This is a genomic window from Aquibium pacificum (genome assembly GCF_040839445.1).
GTDB classification, from domain to species: domain Bacteria; phylum Pseudomonadota; class Alphaproteobacteria; order Rhizobiales; family Rhizobiaceae; genus Aquibium; species Aquibium pacificus.
Genome location: NZ_JBDPGJ010000002.1, coordinates 592,183 through 615,783 on the forward strand (window position 1 = coordinate 592,183; position 23,601 = coordinate 615,783).

The following is a 23,601-nucleotide window of genomic DNA, read 5'->3' on the forward strand; positions in this document are numbered from 1 at the left end:
GACGAAACTCGGGGCAAGGTCACGCGCAATGAAACCAGATTCGCAGCCCCCCAGGGTCGTTCCCGTGCTTGTGCCGATGCCGGCCGACCGGCCCTATTCCTATTCCGTAGCGGCCGGCATGCAGGTGGGACCGGGCTCCATCGTCCGCGTGCCGCTCGGGCCGCGGCAGGTTGCCGGTATCGTGTGGGACGGCGACGGCGGCAGCGTCGATCCGAAGAAGCTGAGGCCCATCGAGCAGGTCTTCGACTGCCCGCGCGTGACGGACGAGATGCGCCGTTTCGTCGACTGGATCGCCGATTACACGCTCTCGCCTCCCGGCCTGGTGGCCCGCATGCTGCTGCGCGCGCCGGCGGCCTTCGATCCTGAGCCCTGGATAGAGGCGATCGAACGCACGGACGCCGCGCCGGATCGCATGACGGCGGCGCGCGGCCGCGTGCTCGAAACCGCCGATTCCGGCCTCGCCTGGACGCGCTCGGGGCTCGCCCATGCCGCCGGCGTTTCGTCGACAGTCATCGACGGCCTGAAGGCGCAGGGCGTCTTCCGCGACGTGATGCTGCCGCCGCGCCCGATCGTGGCCGCGCCCGATCCGTCCTACGCAACGCCGCAGCTCATGCCGGATCAGGAGAGCACCGCCGCGACCCTGACGGAGAAAGTGTCGGCCGGGACTTTCTCCGTCACGCTGATCGACGGCGTGACCGGCTCCGGTAAGACCGAGGTCTACTTCGAGGCCATCGCCGCGGCGCTGATGAAGGGTCGGCAGGTGCTGATCCTGCTGCCCGAGATCGCGCTGACCCATGCCTTCCTCGAACGCTTCCAGGACCGCTTCGGCACCAAGCCCGCCGAATGGCATTCCGACCTGCCGCCGCGCATGCGCGAAAAGGTCTGGCGGCAGGTGGCGGAGGGCCAGGTGCGGGTCGTCGCCGGTGCCCGCTCGGCACTCTTTCTGCCGTTCTGCGAACTCGGTCTCGTCGTCGTCGACGAGGAACACGACCCCGCCTACAAGCAGGAGGATCGCGTCTACTACAACGCCCGCGACATGGCGGTGGTGCGCGGCCACATCGGCGGGTTTCCGGTCGTGCTCGCCTCGGCCACGCCGTCGCTCGAAAGCCGCGTCAACGCGCTGTCGGGCCGCTATGCCCGCGTTGCCCTGCCCGCCCGCTTCGCCGAGGCCGCGCTGCCGGACCTGAAGGCGATCGACATGCGCCGCTCGCCGCCCGCGCGCGGCGGCTTCCTGTCGCCCATCCTGCTCGACGAGACGAGGCGAACGCTGGAGCGCGGCGAACAGGCGCTGTTCTTCCTCAATCGGCGCGGCTACGCGCCCCTCACGCTCTGCCGTGTCTGCGGCCACCGCTTCCAGTGTCCCGACTGCTCGAGCTGGCTGGTCGAGCACCGTTTTCGTGGCCAGCTCGTCTGCCACCATTGCGGCCACAACGAGCCGCGCCCGGAAGCCTGTCCCGAATGCGGCACGCTCGACCATCTCGTCGCCTGCGGTCCGGGCGTGGAGCGCATCGCGGAGGAGGCCGTCGGCCATTTTCCTGACGCGCGCATCATCGTGCTCTCGTCCGACATGCTGGGCGGGGTGCGCCGTCTGCGCCTGGAGCTGGAAGCGATCTCCAAGGGCGAGGCCGACATCGTCATCGGCACCCAGCTCGTCGCCAAGGGACACAATTTTCCGAACATGACGCTGGTCGGCATTGTCGATGCCGACCTCGGGCTCGCCAACGGCGACCCGCGCGCCGCCGAGCGCACCTTCCAGCTGCTCAGCCAGGTCACGGGCCGTGCCGGCCGCACCGGAAAAAAAAGCCTCGGCCTGCTCCAGACCTACCAGCCCGAGCACCCGGTCATGAAGGCGATCGTGTCGGGCGACGCGGAGGCCTTCTACGAACGCGAGACCGAGGAGCGCCAGCGGGCGGGATTGCCGCCCTTCGGCCGGCTGGCCGGCATCATCGTCAGCGCTGCAACCCGCCAGGAGGCGGAATCGCACGCCCGCGCGCTCCGCCGCGCCGCGCCCGCCGCAACCGACATCCAGGTACTCGGCCCCGCCGAGGCCCCGCTCGCGCTGATCGGCGGCCGCCACCGCTTCCGCCTGCTGGTCCACGGCGAGCGCCGCACCGACATCCAGAAATTCGTCCGCTCCATGCTCGCCGCGGCCGACAGGCCGCGCGGTTCCGTCCGCGTGCAGGTCGACATCGACCCACAGAGCTTTTTATAAGGACCACAATGCAGACCCTCGGCGTCGTTCCCCGCCTCTTTCCGGACATCGTGGCCGGGCGGAAGACCTCCACCATCCGATGGCGGGAAGGGCCGATCGTGCCTGGCCTGTTGCGCTATGTCTGCGACGACGACCCCGCGCTGATGGCGATTGTGCGCGTCACCCGCGTCACGGCCATTCCGCTCCGCGCCGCCGCCGCGTGGCTCGGCCGGCAGGACGACTGGCCGGATGCGGTGATGCTCGAAGGCATGCGCGAGCACTATCCCGCCATCACGCTGGACGACATCGTAGACGTCGTCGAACACCTCACGCCGGAGGAGACCGATACGGGACGGCACGATCCCGCCGATACGACCGAGCCATTGCGGTAGGCGACCCGTACCGGCGGTTCTCATCCCGAGGTGCGAGCCCGAACGACTCCTGCAGGGGGACTTGCAGCCCCCGCCAGCGGTCCTCATCCTGAGGTGCGAGCCCGCACGATATCCGCCGGAAGACCGGAAACCCGGCGGGCGAGCCTCGAAGGACGCACCCCGGCCCAGACTCCGAATACGCCCCACCGCATCCACCCTCACCGTGGACAAATTCCTCCTCCTCCCCCAACGAAACCGCCGCTTCCCACGACTTCCGGCCCTATTGCATCCACACCCCCGGAACCCGGCCCCACAATGGCCCCGGCAAAAAGAGGGTCCGGAGATGGACGGCGGCACATTGGACGATCGGACGCTGAGGCGCATCAACGCGATGCTCGTCGGGCTGTCCGTCCTCGCCGAGCGCGCCGGCGCCCGGTCCTTTCCCGTCCGCTGGTTCGTGCTCACCCTGCTGCGCCATGCGGAAGCCGTGGCGCGGGACTTCGTCGTCGAGACGATCGGATGGGCGTGGCAGGATTTGGAAGACCAATTCGGCTCCGCCGGTGACCCCGGCGGCCCGCTCGGTTCCGGAAACAGCCCAGCCGACGCCATGGCGCTCGCGCTGCGTCTGCGCTCGCTCGCCGCGCTGCTCCGCGCCGTCCTGCCGTTTGCCGACTTTATCGACCGCGAGAACCTAGGCGCCGGCGGCGGGTTCCTCGTTCTGGCATCGCACCTTGCCGGGCTATCCGTCATGCCCGTCAACCGCACGCAGCCGGTGCCCGACACGTCGTAACGGCGACGATCCCCCCCTGGTGCTTCGCATCCCCGATCCGACCGGCCGCGCGATGGTTTCATTGCGCGGGCGTCGGCGCTGACGCACGAACCGGAACCGCCCCCCGGTATCGTGCGGCCAGCCGGCCCCTGACCCCCCGCTGGCGAATCGCCCCGCCCCCCTGCTACAAAACCCTGCACTTCCGCGGGGACCCATCATGGAACTGACGATACCCTGGCCCACCAGCACCGGTGAGGCGCTGGCCTTCGCTTCCGCCGTCTGCGCCATCCTCGCGGGCCTCGCGGCGCTCGTCGCACCGGGTGTCTGGGCGGGACTCGGCGGCGAGCCGCGCGACCGATCCGTTGCGTCCTCCGCGCTCAGGGCCACCGGCGGTTTCCCGATCGGGATCGGGCTCGCCGCCCTGATGCTCGCTCAGCCGCTGCTCTACCTGGCCCTTGGCGCCGGCTGGCTGTTCGCCGCGGTCGGCCGCGCCGTCGCGCTCTTCGCCGACCGTACCGCCTGGGTGACCGCGGTCCTGCGCCTCGTCGTCGACCTCGTCCTCGGGCTATTCCCGCTTGCCTACGTCTTCGGCTACCTCGCGTGAGCGCGGAAGCCGCGCCGCGATCCCGCCGCGATGCGACAAAACTGCCGCGAAAGCTTGCATGCCGGGTTGTTGCGAGTCCGGAATGCCTGTGCTAGACGGCAATCGACTTTCGACCCGGGGAGCGGGCATGCCCGTGTTTGTGGTCGGAATATATCAATAAGGTCAGAGGGTTAGCCAGAGTCTCAGGCTCGCGCCGAAATCCTGCGGCCTCTCCAGTAAGAGAAGACCGTTCGTGGCAAAGTCTACATCGCCAGTTTCCGACGTTGCAGGGCGCTATGCCGGTTCTCTCTTCGAGCTGGCTCTCGAACAGAACGTCGTCGAGAAGGTCGAATCCGACCTCGATGATTTTGAAGCTCTGCTCTCCGAGAGTGCCGATCTGAAGCGCCTGATCGAAAGCCCCGTCTTTTCCGCCGACGACCAGTACAAGGCGATCTCCGCCGTCGTGGCGCGCGCCGGCATGTCCGGCCTCGTGGGCAACTTCCTGCGCGTCGTGGCCCGCAACCGGCGCCTCTTTGCGGTGCCAGGCATGATCAAGGCATTCAGGGCGATCGCCGCCGAACAGCGCGGCGAGATCGTCGCCGACATCGTCTCGGCGCATCCGCTCTCGCCCGAACAGGACCGGGAACTGAAGTCGGCGCTCACCGGCATCGCCGGCAAGACCGTGACCATGAAGGTCACCGTCGACCCTTCGCTTCTCGGCGGCCTCATCGTGAAGATGGGTTCGCGCCAGATCGACACGTCGCTCAAGACAAAACTCAATTCGCTCAAGCTCGCACTTAAAGAGGTCGGCTGATGGACATCCGAGCCGCGGAAATTTCCGCAATTCTCAAAGACCAGATCAAGAATTTCGGCAAGGAGGCCGAGGTCTCCGAAGTCGGGCAGGTCCTGTCCGTGGGTGACGGCATCGCCCGCGTCTACGGCCTCGACAACGTCCAGGCCGGCGAGATGGTCGAGTTCCCCGGCGGCATCCGCGGCATGGCGCTCAACCTCGAAAGCGACAATGTCGGCGTCGTCATCTTCGGTGCCGACCGCGACATCAAGGAAGGCGACACCGTCAAGCGCACCGGCGCGATCGTCGACGTGCCCGTCGGCAGAGGCCTGCTCGGCCGCGTCGTCGACGCGCTGGGCAATCCTATCGACGGCAAGGGCCCGATCGAGGCCGCCGAGCGCCGCCGCGTCGACGTCAAGGCCCCCGGCATCATCCCGCGCAAGTCGGTGCACGAGCCGATGTCGACGGGCCTCAAGGCCATCGACGCGCTGATCCCGATCGGCCGCGGCCAGCGCGAGCTCGTCATCGGCGACCGCCAGACCGGCAAGACCGCCATCCTGCTCGACACCTTCCTCAACCAGAAGCCGCTCAACGACGGCGACGACGAGAGCCAGAAGCTCTACTGCGTCTACGTTGCCGTCGGCCAGAAGCGTTCCACGGTCGCCCAGTTCGTCAAGGTGCTGGAGGAGCGCGGCGCGCTCGAGTACTCGATCATCGTCGCCGCGACCGCGTCCGACCCGGCGCCGATGCAGTTCCTGGCCCCGATGGCCGGCTGCGCGATGGGCGAATACTTCCGCGACAACGGCATGCACGCGCTGATCGGCTACGACGACCTGTCCAAGCAGGCCGTGGCCTACCGCCAGATGTCGCTGCTGCTGCGCCGTCCGCCCGGCCGCGAAGCCTATCCGGGCGACGTCTTCTTCCTGCACTCGCGCCTGCTCGAGCGCGCGGCAAAGCTCAACGACGACAACGGCAAGGGATCGCTGACCGCGCTTCCGGTCATCGAGACGCAGGCCAACGACGTGTCGGCCTATATCCCGACCAACGTGATCTCGATCACGGACGGCCAGATCTTCCTCGAGACCAACCTGTTCTTCCAGGGCGTGCGCCCAGCGGTGAACGTCGGCCTCTCGGTCTCGCGCGTCGGCTCAGCCGCGCAGATCAAGGCGATGAAGCAGGTCGCCGGCTCGATCAAGGGCGAGCTCGCGCAGTATCGCGAAATGGCGGCCTTCGCTCAGTTCGGCTCGGATCTCGACGCCGCCACGCAGCGGCTCTTGAACCGCGGCGCCCGCCTGACGGAACTGCTCAAGCAGCCGCAGTTCTCTCCGCTCAAGACGGAAGAGCAGGTCGCGGTCATCTTCGCCGGCGTGAACGGCTATCTCGACAAGCTGACCATCGCCCAGGTCGGCCAGTTCGAGCAGGGCCTGCTCACGCACATGCGCACGGAAGGCAAGCCCGTCCTCGACGCGATCCGCACCGAGAAGGCGCTCTCCGACGATCTGCGCGGCAAGCTGAAGGCCGAGATCGACGCCTTCGCGAAGAACTTCGCGTAAGCGGCTTTAACGGCAGGGTCGGGGCATGGCTTCACTCAAGGATCTGCGCAACCGCATCGCCTCGGTGAAGGCGACGCAGAAGATCACCAAGGCGATGCAGATGGTCGCCGCGGCGAAGCTGCGGCGCGCGCAGGAGGCCGCGGAAGCCGCGCGTCCCTATTCGCAGCGCATGGGCAAGGTTCTCGCCAACATCGCGAGTGCCGTGTCTGGAGGCGACGCCCCCGCGCTGATGACGGGCACGGGCAAGGACGACGTGCACCTGCTCGTCGTATGCACCGCCGAGCGTGGGCTGTGCGGCGGCTTCAACTCGCAGATCGCGCGATTGGCGCGCGAGCACGTCCGCCGCCTCCAGCGCGAGGGCAAGGAAGTCAAGATCATCACCGTGGGCAAGAAGGGCGCTGACATCCTGCGCCGCGACTTCGCCCGGCTGATCATCGAGCGCATCGAACTGCGCGAGGTCAAGCAGGTCGGCTTCGTCAACGCCGACGCGATCGCCAGGAAGGTTATCCAGCTCTTCAACGAGGGCGGATTCGACGTCTGCACGCTGTTCTATTCCGAGTTCAAGTCGGTGATCAGCCAGGTGCCGACGGCACAGCAGATCATTCCGGCGTCCGCTCCGGCGGTCGAGAACGGCGATGCCGCCAATGGCGGGGCCGTCTACGAATACGAGCCCGAGGCGGGCGAGATCCTCGCCGACCTCATCCCGCGCAACATTTCGGTGCAGATCTTCCGCGCGCTCCTGGAAAACGCGGCCGGCGAGATGGGCGCCAAGATGAGCGCCATGGACAACGCCACGCGCAACGCGGGCGACATGATCAGCCGCCTGACGATTACCTACAACCGTCAGCGCCAGGCGCAGATCACCAAGGAACTGATCGAGATCATTTCGGGCGCCGAGGCGCTCTAGACGAACCAAGAGGGTAAGAGAAATGGCTAAAGCAGCTACCCCGAAGGCACCGGCCGCCGAGAAGGCGCCGGCCAAGCGGGCTCCGCGCAAGACCGCGCCCGCGGCCACCGTCGCCGACACGACCGCCGAGGTGTTCTCCAAGGCGGTCGCGACCGGCAAGGTCGCCCAGGTCATCGGCGCTGTCGTCGACGTGTCCTTCGAGGACAAGCTCCCGGCGATCTTGAACGCGCTGGAGACCGACAATGGCGGCAACCGCCTTGTGCTCGAGGTCGCCCAGCACCTCGGCGAGAACACCGTGCGCTGCATTGCGATGGACTCCACCGAGGGTCTCGTGCGCGGCCAGGCCGTGGCCGACACCGGGCAGCCGATCATGGTTCCCGTCGGCGACGAAACGCTCGGCCGCATCCTCAACGTCATCGGCGAACCCGTCGACGAGGCCGGGCCGGTCGTCACCCAGTCCAAGCGCGCCATTCACCAGGACGCACCGCTCTACGTCGACCAGTCGACCGAGGCGCAGATCCTCGTCACCGGCATCAAGGTCGTCGACCTGCTGGCACCCTATGCCCGCGGCGGCAAGATCGGCCTGTTCGGCGGCGCCGGCGTCGGCAAGACCGTGCTGATCCAGGAACTGATCAACAACGTCGCGAAGGCGCATGGCGGCTACTCGGTGTTCGCCGGCGTCGGCGAGCGCACCCGTGAGGGCAACGACCTCTATCACGAGATGATCGAGTCCGGCGTGAACAAGGACCCGCACGAGCATGGCGGCTCGACCGAGGGCTCCAAGTGCGCGCTCGTGTTCGGCCAGATGAACGAGCCGCCCGGCGCCCGCGCCCGCGTCGCGCTTTCCGGCCTGACGATCGCCGAGCATTTCCGCGACCAGGGCCAGGACGTGCTTTTCTTCGTGGACAACATCTTCCGCTTCACGCAGGCGGGTTCGGAAGTGTCGGCGCTTCTGGGCCGCATTCCTTCCGCCGTGGGTTACCAGCCGACGCTGGCGACCGACATGGGCACCATGCAGGAGCGCATCACGACCACCAACAAGGGTTCGATCACGTCGGTGCAGGCCATCTACGTGCCGGCCGACGATCTGACCGACCCGGCGCCTGCGACTTCGTTCGCGCACCTGGATGCCACGACCGTGCTCAACCGCGCGATCTCGGAAAAGGGCATCTACCCGGCCGTGGATCCGCTCGACTCGACCTCGCGCATGCTCGATCCGATGATCGTCGGCGAGGAGCACTACCGGGTCGCCCGTTCGGTGCAGGAAATCCTCCAGCGCTACAAGTCGCTGCAGGACATCATCGCGATCCTGGGCATGGACGAGCTTTCCGAAGAGGACAAGATCACCGTCGCCCGCGCCCGCAAGATCGAGCGCTTCCTGTCGCAGCCCTTCTTCGTCGCCGAGGTGTTCACCGGTTCCCCGGGCCAGCTCGTGCCGATCGAGGACACGATCCGATCGTTCAAGGGCCTCGTCGCCGGCGAATACGATCACCTGCCGGAAGCCGCCTTCTACATGGTCGGCTCGATCGACATGGCGATCGAAAAGGCACAGCGGCTCGCGGCGGAAGCGGCGTAGGCAACGGCAATAGGCAGTAGGGAGTAGGCAGTCGGGAAAAGAGCGGATGGGCGGCACGACTGCCGACTGCCGATTGCCGACCGCCTGATCAAAGATGGCTGAAGCTTTCAAGTTCGAACTGGTCTCGCCCGAGCGGCTCCTCGTCTCCGAGGACGTCGAATCGGTCGTCATTCCCGGCGCGGAAGGCGAGATGACCGTGATGGCCAACCATGCGCCGGTCATGACCACGATCAAGCCGGGCGTCGTCACGGTCAACACGGCGGCCGGCAAGACCGACCGCTACGTCGTGTTCGGCGGCTTTGCCGACATTCTGCCGGAAGGCTGCACGCTGCTCGCCGAATCGGCCACGCATGTCGACAAGCTCAACCGCGAAGAACTCGCCCGCCGCATCCAGGAAGCCCGAGAGGACCTTTCGGACGCCTCCGAGCACCATGAGCGGACGCGGCTGGAAGAATATCTCGGCCAGCTGACCACACTCGAAGGCGCGATTCTGCCGGCCTGACGATACGGCGAGCTGACGATCATCGACGAAGCCGGGCCTTGCGCCCGGCTTTCGTTTTTCCAGGGTCTATCGGTTGGATGCCACGCGGCATCATCTACCGGCGGGCAGGGTACACCATGACCCGAGTGGAAAGCTTCCCCGATTCCCCTCATGGTGAGCCTGTCGAACCACGCAACGGCCTTGCCGCGCTATCTTGCGTGGTTCGACAGGCTCACCATGAGGGGCAACGGGGATCGCAGGTCTTTCCGCCTGAAGTACTCGCCTCAAGCCGCGAATTGTCGGAACGCGGCGACGACCTGGTCGTAGACCTTGCGCTTGAAGGGCACGATGAGGTCGGGCAGGTCGTCGACCGGCTTCCAGGCCCACTGGTCGAACTCGGGTTCGTGACCCCCGGGCGGCGGGTTGATCTTGATCTCGCTTTCGTCGCCGTCGAAGCGGAAGGCGAACCATCTCTGTGCCTGGCCGCGATACTTGCCCTTGAGCGCGATGCCGACGAGTTCGGGCGGCAGTTCGTAGGTGATCCAGTCGGGCGCCTCGGCGAGCAGCGACACGCTGCGCATGCCGGTCTCCTCGTAGAGTTCGCGCCTGGCCGCCGGCAGTGGGTCCTCTCCGGGATCGATGCCGCCCTGCGGCATCTGCCACAGCTTGGTCGCGCCGGCCATCTCGCCGTCAGTGACATGGATGCGGCGGCCGGCCCAGACCAGGCCTTGGGGATTGAGCACCATCACGCCGACACAGGGCCGGTACGGCAGGCTCTCCGGGTCGACGGGCCTCTTTTTCGCCATGCCTCAGTTCCTTTTCTCCGGGTCAGCCGCCACTGCCGAAACGGGCACGATCTCGATCCCCCGCTTCTTGGCCTCGCGGACCCAGGTAGCGACGGCATCGACCGTCGTGTCGAAGGCCGAACCGGTCCCGAGTGCGTAGCCCTTGGCGCGGGCGGTCGCCTCGAGCTGGTCGAGCTTCCCGAGGATCGCACCGCGGTCGCGGGTTTCGTCAATGATGGTGTCGCCCTGAGCGAACGGGACCTTGCTCTTCGCGGCGAGTTCGCCGGCAAGGCTGCGCGCCGACGACCCGTCGTCCAGATAGAGCAGGCCGCGCGCGCCGAGTTCTTCCATCACCGGCGCGAAGGCGGCGCGGTCGGTGGCGAAGCGGGCGCCCATGTAGTTCATCACGCCGGTGTAGTTGGTCGTGCGCGACAGGGTCCAGTGGAGGTTCGAAATGTTCTGCTGCGTGTCGGCCTCGGTCGTCAGCGTGTTGCGGCCTGGATTGACCCGCGGATAGTCGAAGGGCTCCAGCGGAAGCTGCATCATGATCTCGTGGCCGTCGCGGCGCGCGGCCTGCATCCAGCGGCCGAGGCTGTTGCCTTGCGGCGCGAAGGCGAGCGTGACTTCCGGCGGCAGCTTCTTGATGGCTTCCTGCGTGCCCGTCTGGGAAAGCCCGAGCCCGCCGATGACGATCGCGACGCGGGCGCCGCGCGCGCCGGACCACGGCCGCGCATAGACGTCCACCGCGCGCCGGCCATCGGCGGCACGGACCGGCAGCGGTCCCGATTCCGATTGTTCCAGAAGCGCCCTGTCGGGCAGGTGCGCGACCCGCAAATCCTGTCCGACGGCGGAGGGATCGCGAATCACGATGACGTTCTTCGCGGCGCCGTCGTCGGGAGAGAGCTTGATGATCGAAGGACCGGGCGTCTTGACGCCAGAGACGGGCTGCTCGGGAGGCGTTTCAGTCGTCTGGATCGCGACAGTCCCGGCTTCCCCGGTATCGGATGCGGCGACGGTTCGGACTTCGACCGCCGGCGTACGGAACCGATCCGGTTGCAGGGCGATATAGCCGCCGGCCGCGACGACTGCCGCCGCGAGGGAGAGGCCGCCGATCCGGGCCGGGCCCGGGAATCCCCAGCCGCGCGTTGATTCCCGACGCCTGTCCTGCCCGAGGGGACGTTCGAGTTCCTTGGTCACGGGCGGAAATGAATTCCCTGGAGCGCAAGCGAAGTTGAATGGCGCCGGGCCGCAGCACCGGCGCCAGAGTGAGGCACTACTGGTTCAGAACCGCCTGGTCGGGGTTCGGCGGGAATGCCGGATCCGTCTTCTTACCGCGCAGCAGATCCATGGCGTAGGAGAGCTGGATGTCGTCCTTGGGATCCGGCGGCACGTAGGCGGCGGAGCCCGAACCCTCGTCGTCCTCGGCGGCGCCCTTGATGTGGCCCCGCAGGTCCGATTCTCCGCGCGACACGTCACGGCCGAGCAGTTCCTCTGGCAGGGGCTGCTCCACCTTGATGTCCGGAATGATGCCCGTGCCCTGGATCGACGTGCCCGACGGCGTGTAGTAGAGCGCCGTCGTCAGCCGAAGAGCGCCGTTCTCGGCCAGCGGGATGATCGTCTGGACCGAACCCTTGCCGAAGGAGCGGGTGCCGAGCACCGTGGCGCGGCGATGGTCCTGCAGGGCGCCTGCGACGATCTCCGACGCGCTCGCCGAACCGCCGTTGACCAGCACGACGATCGGCTTGCCGTCGGTCAGGTCGCCGGCGCGCGAGTCGAACCGGGTGACGTCCTTGGGATCGCGGCCGCGAGTGGAGACGATCTCGCCGCGATCGAGGAACGCGTCCGAGACGCTGACGGCCTGGTCGAGCAATCCGCCCGGGTTGAGGCGCAGATCGAGCACGTAGCCCTTGAGCTTGTCAGCAGGAATGTCCTTCTTGATGGCCGCGATGGCGCTGCGCAAGTCGTCGAAGGTCTTCTCCGTGAACGAGGTGATCTTCATGTAGCCAACGTCTTCCTCGACCCGGTACTTGACCGCCTTCACCTTGATGATGTCGCGGATGACGGTGATCTTGATCGGCTCGGTGGCACCCTCGCGCAGGATCGTCAGTTCGATCGGTGTGTTCACGCCGCCGCGCATCTTGTCGACGGCATCCGACAGCGTGAGCCCGCGGACTTCCTCGCCGTCGATTTCGGATATCAGATCGCCGGCAAGAACGCCGGCGCGCGAGGCCGGGGTGTCGTCGATCGGTGTGATGACCTTGACGAGTTCGTTCTCCATCGTGACCTCGATGCCGAGGCCGCCGAACTCGCCCTTGGTCTGGACCCGCATGTCCTTGGCGGCTTCCGGGTTGAGGTACGAAGAATGCGGGTCGAGCGAGGTGAGCATGCCGTTGATGGCGCTCTCCACGAGCATCTTGTCTTCAGGCGGGGTGACGTACTGCGCGCGGACCCGCTCGAAGATGTCGCCGAAGATCGCGAGCTGGCGATAGGTGTCGGAGCCAGCGGCGTTGGCCGTGGAACTCGGCGAACCGTAAACGACGCTCATTGCTGTCGCGCCCATCAGGGCGCCGGCAAGAAGAAGCGACAACCTACGTACCATTTCCTGTCCTTCCAGAACTGCGTTCCGTCCACCAGGGTGACGGATCCACGGGTTTTCCATCTTTTCGGAACTCGACGTACAGTTCCGGATTGGTGTTGGTACTACCGAACGCCATCATGCTGGCGAGCCTCGCCTCGCCCATGGCACCCACCGGCTCTCCGGCAACGACGGACTGACCGAGCGAGACGCTTGTTCTTCCCAATCCCGCCAAGACCACATGATAGCCGTCGCCCGCGTCCAGGATCAAGAGTTGACCGTAGGAGCGGAACGGTCCGGCATAGAGAACGCTACCATCTGCAGGTGCGGTGACGATAGAGCCGGATTGTGTTTGAACCGTGTCGCCGAGCATGTGCCCACCGACCCCGTCGCTGTCGCCAAAGCGGCGCACGAAGGCACCGGGAACGGGCAGTGAAACCTTCTTCAGCAGGCTGTCGAACGGCATTCCGCCGACAAGCTGGTTCTGCTCGGGGATGGGCTTTCCGGCCGCTTCCGCCTCGCGCCGCGCCCGCTCTTCCTCGGCGCGCCGCGCCTCTTCCGCCGCCTGCCGGACGGCCGTGATCTCTTCTTCCAGCGACTCGATCAATTCCTTGAGAGTGCCTGCGCGAGCGGCCAGATCCTCGGACATGCGACGTTCCGCTTCCGCGGTGGATTGCGATTCGCGCAAGAGGAGCTGTTTCTCCTCCTGGAGTAGCGCGAGGCGTTGCTTCTCGGCCGCCTGATCGCGCAGCGTGGCAAGCAGGCGCTCCTTCTCGCCGTCGATCGACGCGCGCAGGGAAGCCAGTTCGCGCAGGTCGGAAATCAGGATCTCGGTCTCGCTGCGCAGTTCGGGCACCACCGCGCCGAGAACAATGGCGCTGCGGACGGACGAGAGCGCGTCCTCAGGCTTCACGAGGATCGCGGGCGGGGGGTTGAGACCCATGCGCTGCAGCGCGCCGAGGACCTCGGCCAGGACGCCGCGCCTCGCATGCAACGAGCGCTTGATGCCCGACTCCTGGTCCTCGAGCCCGGCCAGCCTTTCCTCGATCTCCGAAATATCCTCCGCGAGCTTCCGCTCGGTCTTGGCGGTCTGGACCAGCGCCGAGGTTATCGCCGTGGTGTCCTTGCGCACCGCGGCGATCTCGTCGGCGAGTTCCTGGAGCCGATCGTCGGTGAGCGTCATGGCCTCCAGGATGCTCTCGTATTCCGACCGGGTCTGCTCCCTCTGTTCCGCAAGTTTGTCCGGGTCCTGAGCCATCGCCGCCGGCGCCATGACAAGCGCAAGCGCCGACGACACGATGCCGACGTGCATCGCGCGGCGTAGCTGCCGGCAGGCGGAACGGGTCATCTTGGCCGCGGGGTCCATCCGTCCAGAGTAGGGACAAGCCAGTTAACGAAGCATCAACCATACCGGGTGGGTTGCAAGCCTCCTGACCCTCAGTCGACAGTCTTTTTGGCGAAAATGATACCGTCCGGCGGATAAAATCGCTCAGGCGCGGTGATAGGGGTGGCCGGAAAGGATCGTCACGGCCCGGTAGAGCTGCTCCGCCAGCATGACCCGCGCCAGTTGATGCGGCCATGTGAGCGATCCGAAGGAAAGCACGAGCGCCGCCTTCCGCGCCGCATCCTCCGCGTGGCCATCCGGACCGCCAATGGCGAAAAGCATCTCACGCTGGCCCTGGTCGCGACGCTCGCCGATCCAGGAAGCAAGCGCCTCGGACGACAGGTTCCTGCCCCGTTCGTCGAGAATCACGAGGGCCGCGCCGGCAGCCGCTGCTGTTTCGAGCCTCTGTGCCTCGTCGCGCTTGCGCTCGGCCGCGCTCTGCGCGCGGCTCTCGGCCATTTCCGTCAATCCGGCCCATTCGAGCCCGACGGGGGGACCGGCCCTGGCGAACCGGTCGAGATAGCGGTCGGCCAGTTCCCGCTCGGGGCCGGCCTTCATCCGGCCCACAGCATGAACGGCAATCTTCATTCAGCCCCGACGAAACAGTTCAATGAACCGTTTCGTCCTCCAGGTCCGGTGCCTGCCACATCTTCTCGATGCTGTAGAACTCTCGGACTTCCGGCCGGAAGACATGCACGATCACGTCGCCGGCATCGATCAGCACCCAGTCCGCGCTGGCGAGGCCTTCGACCCGGGCAGTGCCCAGTCCAGCCTCCTTCAGCGCCTTGATCAGGTGATCGGCCACGGCCGAGACATGGCGGTTCGAACGGCCTGAGGCCACGACCATGTAGTCGGCAATGCTCGATTTGCGCTGGATGTCGATGGGGACAACGTTTTCGGCCTTCGAGTCTTCGAGAGAGTCAAGGACCGTTTTCAGGGCATGGGCAACACCGTTCCGGTTCAACCCAGCCAGCGAAGGCATATTCTCAGCCTTCTTCACCAAAGCTGTTCTCAGTGTCTTTCCTTTCGCATCAAGAACAACGACATCGCCGTGAATCACGGTCGACAGGTGAAAGATAGGCAGAGTCCCCTAACACTTTCAAGACACGCCGCCTTCACATTCCGGGCGTGCCAGTTCTACCGCGAGCGGGAGGGGCCTTCGTCCGCCGGCGCGAAGGCCAGTTCCGCGGCCGGAGGCGTGTGGGCGGACAACGGGGCGAAGTCTCCGCTCTCGGCCACCGGCACCGCCTGCGTCTGTGTCAGCCGCCACAGCACGAAACTCCCGAACGCGAGCGCGATCACGATGGCGATGACGATGAAGGCCCCGGTCCCGACGATCGCCGTGAGCGCGGTGGCCATGCCGGGAATGAGAAAGCCGGACAGCGACCAGGCGAACAGCATCGTGCTCGCCAGCACGACCAGATCGCCCTTTTCGGCGCGATCATTCGCATGGGCGCTGGAGATCGAGTAGATCGATTCGGTGGCGCCGCTCCACATCATGTAGACCACGATCATCCACCAGAAGACCGAGCCGTCCGCGCCCGTCGCCAGGAGACCGGCGCCGATCACGATACCCGAGGCCGCGACCAGCACGTAGCGGCGGTCGGTGCGGTCGGAGACCCAGCCGAGCGGCAGCTGCACGATCAGCGTGCCGAGCGGCATGGCCAGCAGCAGCAGGGCGACGTCGTTCTTTCCAAAGCCGATGGCGGTCGCGTGGATCGGCGCGAAGCCGGCCACCATCATCGACAGTCCGCCGACCGCGAGCATGCCGGCCAGCCCGACCGGCGAGATGGCCCATGCGCGCCTGAGCGCGATGGATGCAATCGGCGGGGGCGGCGGCGTCCTCAAACGTGTCAGCCCGACGGGAATGATGGAAACTGCAGCGAAGGCAACGGCAAGCACCGGCGCGGCGTTGGTCATGGCATCGATGAACGCAAGCAGATACGAGCCAATGCCGAGCCCGACGATGTAGCTCATGTAGAAGGTCGCGGTGACGCGCCCGCGGATATCGTTCTCCACGACGTCGTTGAGCCAGCTCTGCGCCACGATGAACAGGCCCGATATGGCAAAGCCGTAGAGCACCCGCGCCACGATCCAGAGCCAGGGGTCGACGGTCACGCCGACCGCGACATTCGACAGGATGATCAGCGCCGAAAAGGTCATGAAGGCGCGCGCATGGCCGACGCGATTGACCATGCGCCCGGTGAGGAAGCACCCGGCCATGCCACCGGCGGACAGGCCGGTCAGTATCAGGCCGGCCCAGGTCGGCGGCAGGCCTTCCGCGCCGAGACGCACGGGAATGAACGCGAACATCAGGCCGTTGCCGATGGCGACCAGCGCCGACGACAGGATGACGCTGGCGATCGCCGTCAGCGGCGCTGGCAGCGCCTCGGCGGCTGTGTCTTGATCGTTGGAAGCTGAGGCGCTCATCGTCAGGCACAATGTCGGTTTCACATCCCGCCGAATGCGACGAAAGCGGCAGAAACTGTCCCGAACCGGACGACGCTTCGCCGGCTCAGTCCCGCGGTAGGCCGTTGCGCAGGGCGGTCGAAGAAAGGGACGACCGCGGCCCGTGGATGAAGGTCCAGGCGGGAGCCTGCATGCGCGCCAGTTTCGGCGCCTCGTCCTCGTCGACGCGTGAGCGCGCGAAGGTCTTGGCCATGACGGAGGAGAGGAACGCGAGCGTCGAGCCGGGGCGGTCGATCACGGCGATCGGGAACGTGGCGGCGATCGCCCGCCAGCGCTGCCAGCGGTGGAAGGTCGCCAGGCTGTCGGCGCCCATGACCCAGACGAAATGGACGCCGGGATTGCGTTCCTTCACCAGCGCCAGCGTCTCGGCGGTGTAGCGGATGCGCCAGGCGGCTTCGAACGCGGTGACCTTGACGCGGGGATCGTGCATGAGCGCCTGCGACCGCGCGATCCGATCGCCGAGCGGTGCGAGTTCGCTTGCGTTCTTCAGCGGGTTGCCCGGCGTCACCATCCACCACAGCTGGTCGAGCCGCAGGCGCCTCAGTGCGATCTCGGCGGCCAGCGCGTGCCCGCGGTGGGGAGGGTTGAACGAACCGCCGAACAGCCCGACGGCCATGCCCTTCTCGACATGTGGCATGCGCAGATACGCGTTGCTCAAGCGATCGAGACTCATTGCGCAGGCCACTCGCATTCCCGCCAGTCGCGGCGGCCGTGGATTGCCCGCAGGATTGTCACGCGCTCGTCCGGACGGACCTCACGGTCGTACCTGCCCCGTGCCCCTTACGCGATACTTGAACGAAGTCAGCTGTTCGACGCCCACCGGTCCGCGCGCGTGCATGCGGCCGGTCGCGATGCCGATCTCGGCGCCCATGCCGAACTCGCCACCATCGGCGAACTGGGTAGACGCGTTGTGGAGCAGGATCGCCGAGTCGATCTCGTTGAAGAACCGCTCGACCGCGGCCGCGTCCTCGGCGACGATCGCCTCGGTGTGGTGCGAGGAATGGGCTTCGATGTGCTCGATCGCGTCCGCGACGCCGTCGACCAGCTTCACCGAGATGATCGCGTCGAGATACTCCGTCGTCCAGTCCGCATCGGTCGCGGCCTTCGCTTCCGGATAGAACTCGCGCGTCTCCTCGTCGGCCCTGATCTCGCAGCCGGCCGCCGCCAGGGCTTTTAGGATCGGCAGGAGGTGGGTGTCCGCGCAGGCGCGGTCGACCAGCAGCGTCTCGGCGGCGCCGCAGATGCCGGTGCGCCGCATCTTGGCATTGACGGCGATCTTCACGGCCATGTCGAGATCGGCAGACTTGTCGACGTAGAGATGGCAGATGCCTTCCAGGTGCGCGAAGACCGGCACCCGCGCCTCGGTCTGCACCCGCTCGACGAGGCCGCGCCCGCCGCGCGGGATGATCACGTCGATGTTTCCGCCGAGCCCCTTCAGCATCTCGCCGACCGCCGCGCGGTCGGTCACCGGCACGAGCTGGATCGCATCCTCGGGAAGTCCGGCGGCCCGCAAGCCCTCCGCTAGGCAGGCATGGATCGCCGCCGACGAATTCGAAGAGTCCGAACCGGCGCGCAGGATCACGGCATTGCCGGCCTTGACGCAGAGTGCGCCGGCGTCTGCCGTGACGTTCGGCCGGCTCTCGAAGATGACGCCGATCACGCCGAGCGGCGTGCGCACGCGCTCGATGTGCAACCCGTTCGGGCGGTCCCACGCGGCGATGACCTCGCCGATCGGATCCTTCAGCTCGGCGATGGCACGCACCCCGTCGGCCATGGCGCGGATGCGTTCGGGCGTCAGCTTCAGCCGATCGAGGAAGGAAGCGGCGAGGCCGTTCTCCTCGCCCTGCGCCATGTCGAGCCCGTTGGCTTCCATGATCGCCGCCTTGTTGCGCAGGAGCGCGTCGGCCATGGCAAGGAGGGCCGTATGCTTGCGCTCCGCGCTGGCCATCGCCAGCGGCCGGGCGGCGGCGCGCGCCTTGCGGCCGATTTCCGCCATCATTGCCGTGACGTCTTCGCTCGATCTCTCGTTTCTCGTCAGCATGGCGTCAGTCCTGGGGCTCCATCCGGGAGGCGCTTTGCGTCACCACGAGGTCGTCGCGGTGGATCATGGCGGCGCGGCCTTCGTAACCGAGCACGCCCGCGATCTCGTTGCTGCGCAGGCCGGCGATCCTTACGGCATCCGCGGCGTCGTAGGCAACCAGACCGCGCGCGATCTCGCGGCCTTCGGGCGCAAGGACCGCGACCGTGTCGCCGCGTGCGAAGCTGCCCTCGACGCGCCTGACGCCGGCCGGCAGCAGCGACTTTCCGGCCATCAGGGCGCCGACCGCGCCCGCGTCCACGGTCAGCCATCCGGCCGGCTCCAGATTGCCGGCAATCCAGGTCTTGTATCCGCGCACCGGGTTGGCGCTCGGCCTGAAGAAGGTCGCACGCTCGCCCCGGTCGATCGCCGAGAGCGGGTTGAGCCGCGTTCCGGAGGTGATGATCATCGCCGTGCCCGCGGTGGTGGCGATCTTGCCAGCGTCCAGCTTTGTGCGCATGCCGCCGCGCGAGAGCTCGGAAGCCGCCGCACCCGCCATGGCCTCGATCTCCGGCGTGATGCGGTCGACGACGGGAATGAACTCGGCACCGGGATCGAGCGCCGGCGGCGCGGTGTAGAGCCCGTCTATGTCCGACAGAAGCACCAGGAGATCGGCCGTCATCATCGTCGCCACCCGCGCCGCCAGGCGGTCGTTGTCGCCGTAGCGGATCTCCGAGGTCGCAACCGTGTCGTTCTCGTTGATGACAGGGACGGCCTTCATCCTCAGAAGGGTGGCGATGGTCGCGCGCGCATTGAGGTAGCGCCGCCGCTCCTCGGTGTCGCCGAGCGTCACCAGGACCTGTCCCGAGGTCAGGGAATGGCGGCCGAGTTCCTCCGCCCACGCGCCGGCGAGCGCGATCTGGCCAACGGCCGCCGCGGCCTGGCTTTCCTCGAGCTTCAGCGGCCGCCGGCCGAGAGCGAGGATCGTCCGGCCGAGCGCGATCGCCCCGGAGGAGACCACGCACATCTCCACGCCCGCATCCGCCAGGGCGGAGACGTCGGCGCAGAGCGAACGCAGCCATTCCCGCTTCAGGCCGGATTCTCGGTCGACCAGCAGGGCCGACCCGATCTTGACGACGATGCGGCGATGGGAGGAGAGGGGGCGGGTCATGGGAGGCTGGTCATCCTTTCGCGCGTCACGCCTCCCGATCCTGCCACCGTTCGTCCGCTGCGACTGGAGCGTCTCCGGCGCGCGTCTCCTCGATGACGGTCATGAGCCGGCGCAGCACCTCCTCCACGCCCTCGCGCGTGGCCGAGGACAGCATCAGCGGCTGCACGCCGGCGGCGCGCTTCAGCGCGGCGGTCTTCTTCTTTCGCTCCGCCGCATCGATCGTGTCGACCTGGCTCAGCGCGAGGACCTCCGGCTTCTCGGCAAGCCCGTGTCCGTAAGCCTCGAGTTCCTGCCTGATGGTCTTGTAGGCCTTGCCCGGGTGTTCCTCGCGCGCCGAGACGAGATGCAGGATGACGCCGGTTCGCTCGACATGGCCGAGGAAACGGTCGCCGATGCCGGCGCCCTCGTGCGCGCCTTCGATCAGCCCGGGAATGTCGGCAATGACGAATTCGCGCGCATCGATGCGCGCAACGCCGAGCCCGGGATGCAGCGTGGTGAACGGGTAGTCGGCGATCTTGGGCTTGGCGGCAGTCACGGAGGCAAGGAAGGTCGATTTGCCGGCATTCGGCAGGCCGACAAGCCCGGCGTCGGCGATCAGCTTCAGCCTCAGCCAAATGGTCATCTCCTCGCCGGGCAGGCCGGGATTGGCCCGGCGTGGCGCCTGATTGGTCGAGGTCTTGAAATGGGTGTTGCCGAAGCCGCCATTGCCGCCCTTTGCCAGCAGATAACGCTGACCGATGTGCGTGAGGTCGCAGATCAGCGTCTCGTTGTCTTCCTCGTACACCTGAGTTCCGGCCGGAACCTTCAGCACGACGTCGGCGCCCTTGCCGCCGGTGCGGTTGCGGCCCATCCCGTGCGTGCCGGTCTTGGCCTTGAAATGCTGCTGGTAGCGATAGTCGATGAGGGTGTTCAGCCCGTCGACCGCCTCGAGCCAGACGTCGCCGCCGCGCCCGCCATCGCCGCCGTCCGGCCCGCCGAACTCGATGAACTTTTCGCGGCGGAACGACACCGAGCCGGCGCCGCCGTCGCCGGAGCGTATGTAGACCTTGGCCTGGTCGAGAAACTTCATGTCTGCACGATCATCCTTCTGGCCGCCGCGGCTTGCCTCGGCGGACGTCAGTTGCTCTAACCCATGCGCGGCGGCTGCGCGAGGGGCCGCCGGGCGGAATCCGAACCAGCGCACGGGGCCGAACCATGAAATGCGTGACCTACAACATCCAGTACGGCATCGGCATGGACGGCCGCTACGATCTTTCCCGCATCGCCGACGCGGTGCGCGGGGCCGACCTGATCGCGCTGCAGGAGGTCTCGCGCAACAACCCGCAGAACGCCGGCCGCGACATGGTGGCGGAGTTGCGCCACCTTCTGCCGGACTATTTCTCCATCTATGGCGCGCCCTATTCCGTGGACATGGGATCGGCTCTCGAGAACGGACGCGCCGTCGACCGGCATTTCGAGTTCGGCAACATGATCCTGTCGAAGACGCCGGTGCTTTCCTCGCGCAACCTGCTCCTGCCGCGCAGCCGCACCTTCGACCGGCTCAACCTGCAGCGCGGCGCGCTCGAAGCCCTCGTCGCCACGCCGTCCGGCGCGGTGCGCTTCTATTCGGTCCATCTCGATCACACCAGCCCAAGCGAGCGCATCGACCAGATCCGGTACCTCGTCGCCAAGGTCCTCGCCTATCCGAGCGAGGGCGGCGCCGTGACCGGCACGTCCGAAATGGGATTTCCCGAGCCGCCGCGCCCGGAAGAGTTCGTCCTCATGGGCGACTTCAACCTGGAGCCCGGCGGCTCGGAGTATCTGGAGATGACCGGCATTCCGGACGTGGAGTTCGGCATCGCCCGCCGCGCCGGTCATCCGGTGGACGCCGCGACGCTCGGCGCGTCCGACCCGGCCGGCCGCATCACATGGATCGACCCGAAGCGGCCGGACGACCCGGCCCGCCGCCGCTGCCTCGACTACCATTTCATCCACGCTTCTCTGGCTCCACGTGTAAAGCGCTGCTGGATCGACGAGACGGCGGTCGGCTCCGACCACCGCCCGGTCTGGCTCGAACTCGGCTGACGGCCGGCTCCGGCAGGCGTCGCGCCAGGGGCGGCGCTCACGCTTGCCCCCAGCTTCTCAGGCTCACCCAGGTGCGCCGGTCGAGCTGGTAGCGCTCCACCGGCACCTGGCCGGCGACCAGCGAGTTCAGCATCCCCTGCCCGGCGTACTGGAAGCCGCATTTGTGGATGACGCGCCGGGAGGCCGCGTTGATCACCCGGCAGGTGACGTGCAGCACGTCGATCGCGGTCGCCCGGAAGGCGAGATCGACCAGCGCATGCGCCGCCTCGGTCGCATAGCCTCGGCCCCAGTAGGGCTCGCCGATCCAGTAGCCGAGTTCCAGGCCGTGCGGCCTGGCGTCGAGGCCGGCGCAGCCGACGAAAGCGCCGCTGTCGGAATTGGTGATGGCGTAGACGCAGCCGCCCTTCTCGCGCCGCCTGGAATTCTGGATGAAGGATTTCGCTTCGACCTCGCCATAGGGATGCGGCATGCGGCCGAGCATCTCGGCGATGCGACGGCTGTTGGCGAGTTCGGCGAGTTCGGCAATGTCGTCCACGTGCGGCGGGCGCAGCACCAAGCGCTCGGTGACGACCACCGGGCAGTCTATCCGCAGACTTTCGTCTTCGACGTCTTCCTTCTCGGCAACCATGTCTTCCGTCCTTCCAGACAAAGAAAAAGGGGCGATGGCGGCCCATCTCCCCTGATCCCTATTCTGGACTGTCCAGACACCGGTTCCCGAGATGGGCTGCCGGTGTTGGTAAGTGCGGAACCGGCTACTCCGCGGCCTCGGTCATCGGGTTCACCGATACGTAGGTGCGACCATTGGCTTTCTTCTGGAACGCGACAGCGCCTTCCTGGAGCGCGAACAGCGTGTGGTCCTTGCCAAGGCCGACATTGGACCCCGGGTGCCACTTCGTTCCGCGCTGACGAATAATGATGTTGCCGGCGATGACCTTCTCGCCGCCGAACTTCTTCACGCCAAGGCGCTTGGATTCCGAATCGCGACCGTTGCGCGACGAACCGCCAGCTTTCTTGTGTGCCATTTTCCTGCTCCTTCGCGCTCGCCGAGCGCCTCGTATTCTCTATGGGCGCGAATGCGCCGGGTTTCAACCTCGGAGGCGGATTACTTCGCCAGTTCCTTGGCCTGCTCGCGCCAGTCCGAGATCTGGTCGGCACTGAACGGCATGTTCTCGTCGATGCGCGCGACGTCCTCGTCGGAGAGCGCGGCGATCTGGGCGAAGGTCGTGATGCCTTGCTCCTTCAGCTGACCGGCCGCGACCGGGCCGATGCCCTTGATCGTGGTCAGGTCGTCGCCCTCGCCTTCCGGCGCGGAAAACAGCGGCGCGGCCGCTGCCTGCGGCTTGGCCTCCTCTGCGGCGGCCTTCTTTTTCGCGGCCGGCTTTTCAGCGGCCTTCTTCGACGGCTCGGCACCGCCCGTCAGGATCTCGGAGATCCGCACCGTGGTGAGCAGCTGGCGATGGCCGCGCTTGCGGCGCGAATTCTGCCGGCGGCGCTTCTTGAAGGCGATGACGGTGTCGGCGCGGCCCTGCTCGACGACCTCGGCCGCCACCGAAACGCCGTCCACGAAGGGAACGCCGATGGTCACGTCGTCGCCTTCGCCATGGGCCAGCACCTGGCCGATGCGCACGATCTCGCCGACTTCGCCGGCAATTCTCTCGATCTTGATGGTATCGTTGGCGGCAACGCGGTACTGCTTGCCTCCGGTCTTGATGACTGCGAACATTTTTTGCCTTTCGCTGTTCGGTCCGGCTCGGGACTGGCGCACGTGACTGGCGCACGTGCCGCCCGGCCGTCTTTTTGTCAGTCTGTTCAGGGTTCAAACGACAACCGGCGCGGAAGGTCCCACGCCGGAAGCCACGCCCCGTTAGCGGAAGGGTGGGATCGAGTCAAGATGCGAGACGGCGTCGAGACAGAA

Annotated in this window: 24 protein-coding genes; 10 read left to right on the forward strand and 14 right to left on the reverse strand. The window is 66.9% G+C overall.

Features of this window, described 5'->3' with window-relative positions:
• Positions 1-28 precede the first annotated feature (28 nt).
• The 9 genes from ABGN05_RS09240 (at position 29) to ABGN05_RS09280 (ending at position 9,242) form a co-directional block, all read left to right on the forward strand.
• Positions 29-2,212 (forward strand): primosomal protein N', encoded by a 2,184-nt coding sequence (locus ABGN05_RS09240; RefSeq protein ID WP_367953716.1) that lies wholly within the window; start codon positions 29-31, stop codon positions 2,210-2,212.
• A gap of 8 nt (positions 2,213-2,220) precedes the next feature.
• Positions 2,221-2,583, forward strand: a complete 363-nt coding sequence (locus ABGN05_RS09245) for an ASCH domain-containing protein (RefSeq protein WP_367953717.1) — start codon at positions 2,221-2,223, stop codon at positions 2,581-2,583.
• 322 nt (positions 2,584-2,905) lie between these two features.
• Positions 2,906-3,352: a hypothetical protein gene (locus tag ABGN05_RS09250; RefSeq protein WP_367953718.1), complete on the forward strand. Its 447-nt coding sequence runs from the start codon at positions 2,906-2,908 to the stop codon at positions 3,350-3,352.
• Positions 3,353-3,548: 196 nt separating this feature from the next.
• Positions 3,549-3,935 carry a DUF4345 domain-containing protein gene (locus ABGN05_RS09255; protein WP_367953719.1) on the forward strand — a complete coding sequence of 129 codons (387 nt, stop codon included), beginning with the start codon at positions 3,549-3,551 and terminating at the stop codon, positions 3,933-3,935.
• Between the two features lie 232 nt (positions 3,936-4,167).
• Positions 4,168-4,728: a F0F1 ATP synthase subunit delta gene (locus ABGN05_RS09260; RefSeq protein ID WP_367953720.1), complete on the forward strand. Its 561-nt coding sequence runs from the start codon at positions 4,168-4,170 to the stop codon at positions 4,726-4,728.
• Positions 4,728-6,257: a F0F1 ATP synthase subunit alpha gene (gene atpA / locus ABGN05_RS09265; protein WP_367953721.1), complete on the forward strand. Its 1,530-nt coding sequence runs from the start codon at positions 4,728-4,730 to the stop codon at positions 6,255-6,257. The genes ABGN05_RS09260 and atpA overlap by 1 nt, the downstream gene beginning before the upstream one ends.
• A 25-nt stretch (positions 6,258-6,282) precedes the next feature.
• A complete protein-coding gene (locus ABGN05_RS09270) occupies positions 6,283-7,164 on the forward strand; it encodes a F0F1 ATP synthase subunit gamma (RefSeq protein ID WP_367953722.1) in 882 nt (293 codons plus the stop codon).
• Between the two features lie 22 nt (positions 7,165-7,186).
• Positions 7,187-8,740, forward strand: a complete 1,554-nt coding sequence (gene atpD / locus ABGN05_RS09275; protein WP_367953723.1) for a F0F1 ATP synthase subunit beta — start codon at positions 7,187-7,189, stop codon at positions 8,738-8,740.
• A gap of 94 nt (positions 8,741-8,834) precedes the next feature.
• Positions 8,835-9,242: a F0F1 ATP synthase subunit epsilon gene (locus tag ABGN05_RS09280; protein WP_367953724.1), complete on the forward strand. Its 408-nt coding sequence runs from the start codon at positions 8,835-8,837 to the stop codon at positions 9,240-9,242.
• Positions 9,243-9,505: 263 nt separating this feature from the next.
• Here ABGN05_RS09280 and ABGN05_RS09285 read toward each other — a convergent pair whose 3' ends face one another.
• From ABGN05_RS09285 to obgE, 11 genes are all read right to left on the reverse strand, one after another.
• Positions 9,506-10,027 carry an RNA pyrophosphohydrolase gene (locus ABGN05_RS09285; protein ID WP_367953725.1) on the reverse strand — a complete coding sequence of 174 codons (522 nt, stop codon included), beginning with the start codon at positions 10,025-10,027 and terminating at the stop codon, positions 9,506-9,508.
• A 3-nt stretch (positions 10,028-10,030) separates the two neighbouring features.
• Positions 10,031-11,203: a divergent polysaccharide deacetylase family protein gene (locus tag ABGN05_RS09290; RefSeq protein ID WP_367953726.1), complete on the reverse strand. Its 1,173-nt coding sequence runs from the start codon at positions 11,201-11,203 to the stop codon at positions 10,031-10,033.
• Between the two features lie 76 nt (positions 11,204-11,279).
• A complete protein-coding gene (locus tag ABGN05_RS09295; RefSeq protein ID WP_367953727.1) occupies positions 11,280-12,605 on the reverse strand; it encodes a S41 family peptidase in 1,326 nt (441 codons plus the stop codon).
• Complete coding sequence (locus tag ABGN05_RS09300; protein ID WP_367953728.1) at positions 12,595-13,929, reverse strand: murein hydrolase activator EnvC family protein; 1,335 nt, start codon at positions 13,927-13,929, stop codon at positions 12,595-12,597. Before ABGN05_RS09300 ends, ABGN05_RS09295 begins: the two co-directional genes overlap by 11 nt.
• Positions 13,930-14,070: 141 nt before the next feature.
• Positions 14,071-14,553, reverse strand: coding sequence for a 23S rRNA (pseudouridine(1915)-N(3))-methyltransferase RlmH (gene rlmH / locus ABGN05_RS09305; protein ID WP_367953729.1), 483 nt, complete (start codon positions 14,551-14,553; stop codon positions 14,071-14,073).
• Positions 14,554-14,572: 19 nt separating this feature from the next.
• Positions 14,573-14,947 (reverse strand): ribosome silencing factor, encoded by a 375-nt coding sequence (gene rsfS / locus ABGN05_RS09310; RefSeq protein WP_367954352.1) that lies wholly within the window; start codon positions 14,945-14,947, stop codon positions 14,573-14,575.
• A 155-nt stretch (positions 14,948-15,102) separates the two neighbouring features.
• Positions 15,103-16,395, reverse strand: a complete 1,293-nt coding sequence (locus tag ABGN05_RS09315) for an MFS transporter (RefSeq protein ID WP_367953730.1) — start codon at positions 16,393-16,395, stop codon at positions 15,103-15,105.
• Positions 16,396-16,480: 85 nt separating this feature from the next.
• Positions 16,481-17,071 (reverse strand): nicotinate-nucleotide adenylyltransferase, encoded by a 591-nt coding sequence (locus ABGN05_RS09320; RefSeq protein ID WP_367954353.1) that lies wholly within the window; start codon positions 17,069-17,071, stop codon positions 16,481-16,483.
• Between the two features lie 117 nt (positions 17,072-17,188).
• The gene (locus ABGN05_RS09325; RefSeq protein WP_367953731.1) at positions 17,189-18,475 is read right to left on the reverse strand and encodes a glutamate-5-semialdehyde dehydrogenase; all 1,287 of its coding nucleotides are present in this window, start codon (positions 18,473-18,475) and stop codon (positions 17,189-17,191) included.
• A 4-nt stretch (positions 18,476-18,479) separates the two neighbouring features.
• Positions 18,480-19,622: a glutamate 5-kinase gene (gene proB, locus ABGN05_RS09330; RefSeq protein ID WP_367953732.1), complete on the reverse strand. Its 1,143-nt coding sequence runs from the start codon at positions 19,620-19,622 to the stop codon at positions 18,480-18,482.
• 25 nt (positions 19,623-19,647) lie between these two features.
• A complete protein-coding gene (gene obgE, locus ABGN05_RS09335) occupies positions 19,648-20,691 on the reverse strand; it encodes a GTPase ObgE (RefSeq protein ID WP_367953733.1) in 1,044 nt (347 codons plus the stop codon).
• A 125-nt stretch (positions 20,692-20,816) separates the two neighbouring features.
• Here obgE and ABGN05_RS09340 point away from each other — a divergent pair, with 125 nt between their 5' ends.
• Positions 20,817-21,686: an endonuclease/exonuclease/phosphatase family protein gene (locus tag ABGN05_RS09340; protein ID WP_367953734.1), complete on the forward strand. Its 870-nt coding sequence runs from the start codon at positions 20,817-20,819 to the stop codon at positions 21,684-21,686.
• 37 nt (positions 21,687-21,723) lie between these two features.
• Here the strand turns inward: ABGN05_RS09340 and ABGN05_RS09345 are convergent, their stop codons facing one another.
• The 3 genes from ABGN05_RS09345 to ABGN05_RS09355 form a co-directional block, all read right to left on the reverse strand.
• A complete protein-coding gene (locus ABGN05_RS09345; RefSeq protein ID WP_367953735.1) occupies positions 21,724-22,314 on the reverse strand; it encodes a GNAT family N-acetyltransferase in 591 nt (196 codons plus the stop codon).
• Between the two features lie 124 nt (positions 22,315-22,438).
• Positions 22,439-22,708, reverse strand: a complete 270-nt coding sequence (gene rpmA, locus ABGN05_RS09350) for a 50S ribosomal protein L27 (protein ID WP_367953736.1) — start codon at positions 22,706-22,708, stop codon at positions 22,439-22,441.
• 80 nt (positions 22,709-22,788) lie between these two features.
• Positions 22,789-23,409 (reverse strand): 50S ribosomal protein L21, encoded by a 621-nt coding sequence (locus ABGN05_RS09355; RefSeq protein WP_367953737.1) that lies wholly within the window; start codon positions 23,407-23,409, stop codon positions 22,789-22,791.
• Between the last annotated feature and the right edge of the window lie 192 nt (positions 23,410-23,601).

Bases quoted from the DNA above. Each gene is read 5' to 3' on its own strand.
- ABGN05_RS09240 (WP_367953716.1), top strand. From the start codon at position 29: ATGAAACCAGATTCGCAGCCCCCCAGGGTCGTTCCCGTGCTTGTGCCG.
- ABGN05_RS09245 (WP_367953717.1), top strand. From the start codon at position 2,221: ATGCAGACCCTCGGCGTCGTTCCCCGCCTCTTTCCGGACATCGTGGCC.
- ABGN05_RS09250 (WP_367953718.1), top strand. From the start codon at position 2,906: ATGGACGGCGGCACATTGGACGATCGGACGCTGAGGCGCATCAACGCG.
- ABGN05_RS09255 (WP_367953719.1), top strand. From the start codon at position 3,549: ATGGAACTGACGATACCCTGGCCCACCAGCACCGGTGAGGCGCTGGCC.
- atpA (WP_367953721.1), top strand. From the start codon at position 4,728: ATGGACATCCGAGCCGCGGAAATTTCCGCAATTCTCAAAGACCAGATC.
- ABGN05_RS09270 (WP_367953722.1), top strand. From the start codon at position 6,283: ATGGCTTCACTCAAGGATCTGCGCAACCGCATCGCCTCGGTGAAGGCG.
- atpD (WP_367953723.1), top strand. From the start codon at position 7,187: ATGGCTAAAGCAGCTACCCCGAAGGCACCGGCCGCCGAGAAGGCGCCG.
- ABGN05_RS09280 (WP_367953724.1), top strand. From the start codon at position 8,835: ATGGCTGAAGCTTTCAAGTTCGAACTGGTCTCGCCCGAGCGGCTCCTC.
- ABGN05_RS09285 (WP_367953725.1), bottom strand. From the start codon at position 10,027: ATGGCGAAAAAGAGGCCCGTCGACCCGGAGAGCCTGCCGTACCGGCCC.
- ABGN05_RS09295 (WP_367953727.1), bottom strand. From the start codon at position 12,605: ATGGTACGTAGGTTGTCGCTTCTTCTTGCCGGCGCCCTGATGGGCGCG.
- ABGN05_RS09300 (WP_367953728.1), bottom strand. From the start codon at position 13,929: ATGACCCGTTCCGCCTGCCGGCAGCTACGCCGCGCGATGCACGTCGGC.
- rlmH (WP_367953729.1), bottom strand. From the start codon at position 14,553: ATGAAGATTGCCGTTCATGCTGTGGGCCGGATGAAGGCCGGCCCCGAG.
- rsfS (WP_367954352.1), bottom strand. From the start codon at position 14,947: ATGCCTTCGCTGGCTGGGTTGAACCGGAACGGTGTTGCCCATGCCCTG.
- ABGN05_RS09315 (WP_367953730.1), bottom strand. From the start codon at position 16,395: ATGAGCGCCTCAGCTTCCAACGATCAAGACACAGCCGCCGAGGCGCTG.
- ABGN05_RS09320 (WP_367954353.1), bottom strand. From the start codon at position 17,071: ATGCCACATGTCGAGAAGGGCATGGCCGTCGGGCTGTTCGGCGGTTCG.
- ABGN05_RS09325 (WP_367953731.1), bottom strand. From the start codon at position 18,475: ATGCTGACGAGAAACGAGAGATCGAGCGAAGACGTCACGGCAATGATG.
- proB (WP_367953732.1), bottom strand. From the start codon at position 19,622: ATGACCCGCCCCCTCTCCTCCCATCGCCGCATCGTCGTCAAGATCGGG.
- obgE (WP_367953733.1), bottom strand. From the start codon at position 20,691: ATGAAGTTTCTCGACCAGGCCAAGGTCTACATACGCTCCGGCGACGGC.
- ABGN05_RS09340 (WP_367953734.1), top strand. From the start codon at position 20,817: ATGAAATGCGTGACCTACAACATCCAGTACGGCATCGGCATGGACGGC.
- ABGN05_RS09345 (WP_367953735.1), bottom strand. From the start codon at position 22,314: ATGGTTGCCGAGAAGGAAGACGTCGAAGACGAAAGTCTGCGGATAGAC.
- rpmA (WP_367953736.1), bottom strand. From the start codon at position 22,708: ATGGCACACAAGAAAGCTGGCGGTTCGTCGCGCAACGGTCGCGATTCG.
- ABGN05_RS09355 (WP_367953737.1), bottom strand. From the start codon at position 23,409: ATGTTCGCAGTCATCAAGACCGGAGGCAAGCAGTACCGCGTTGCCGCC.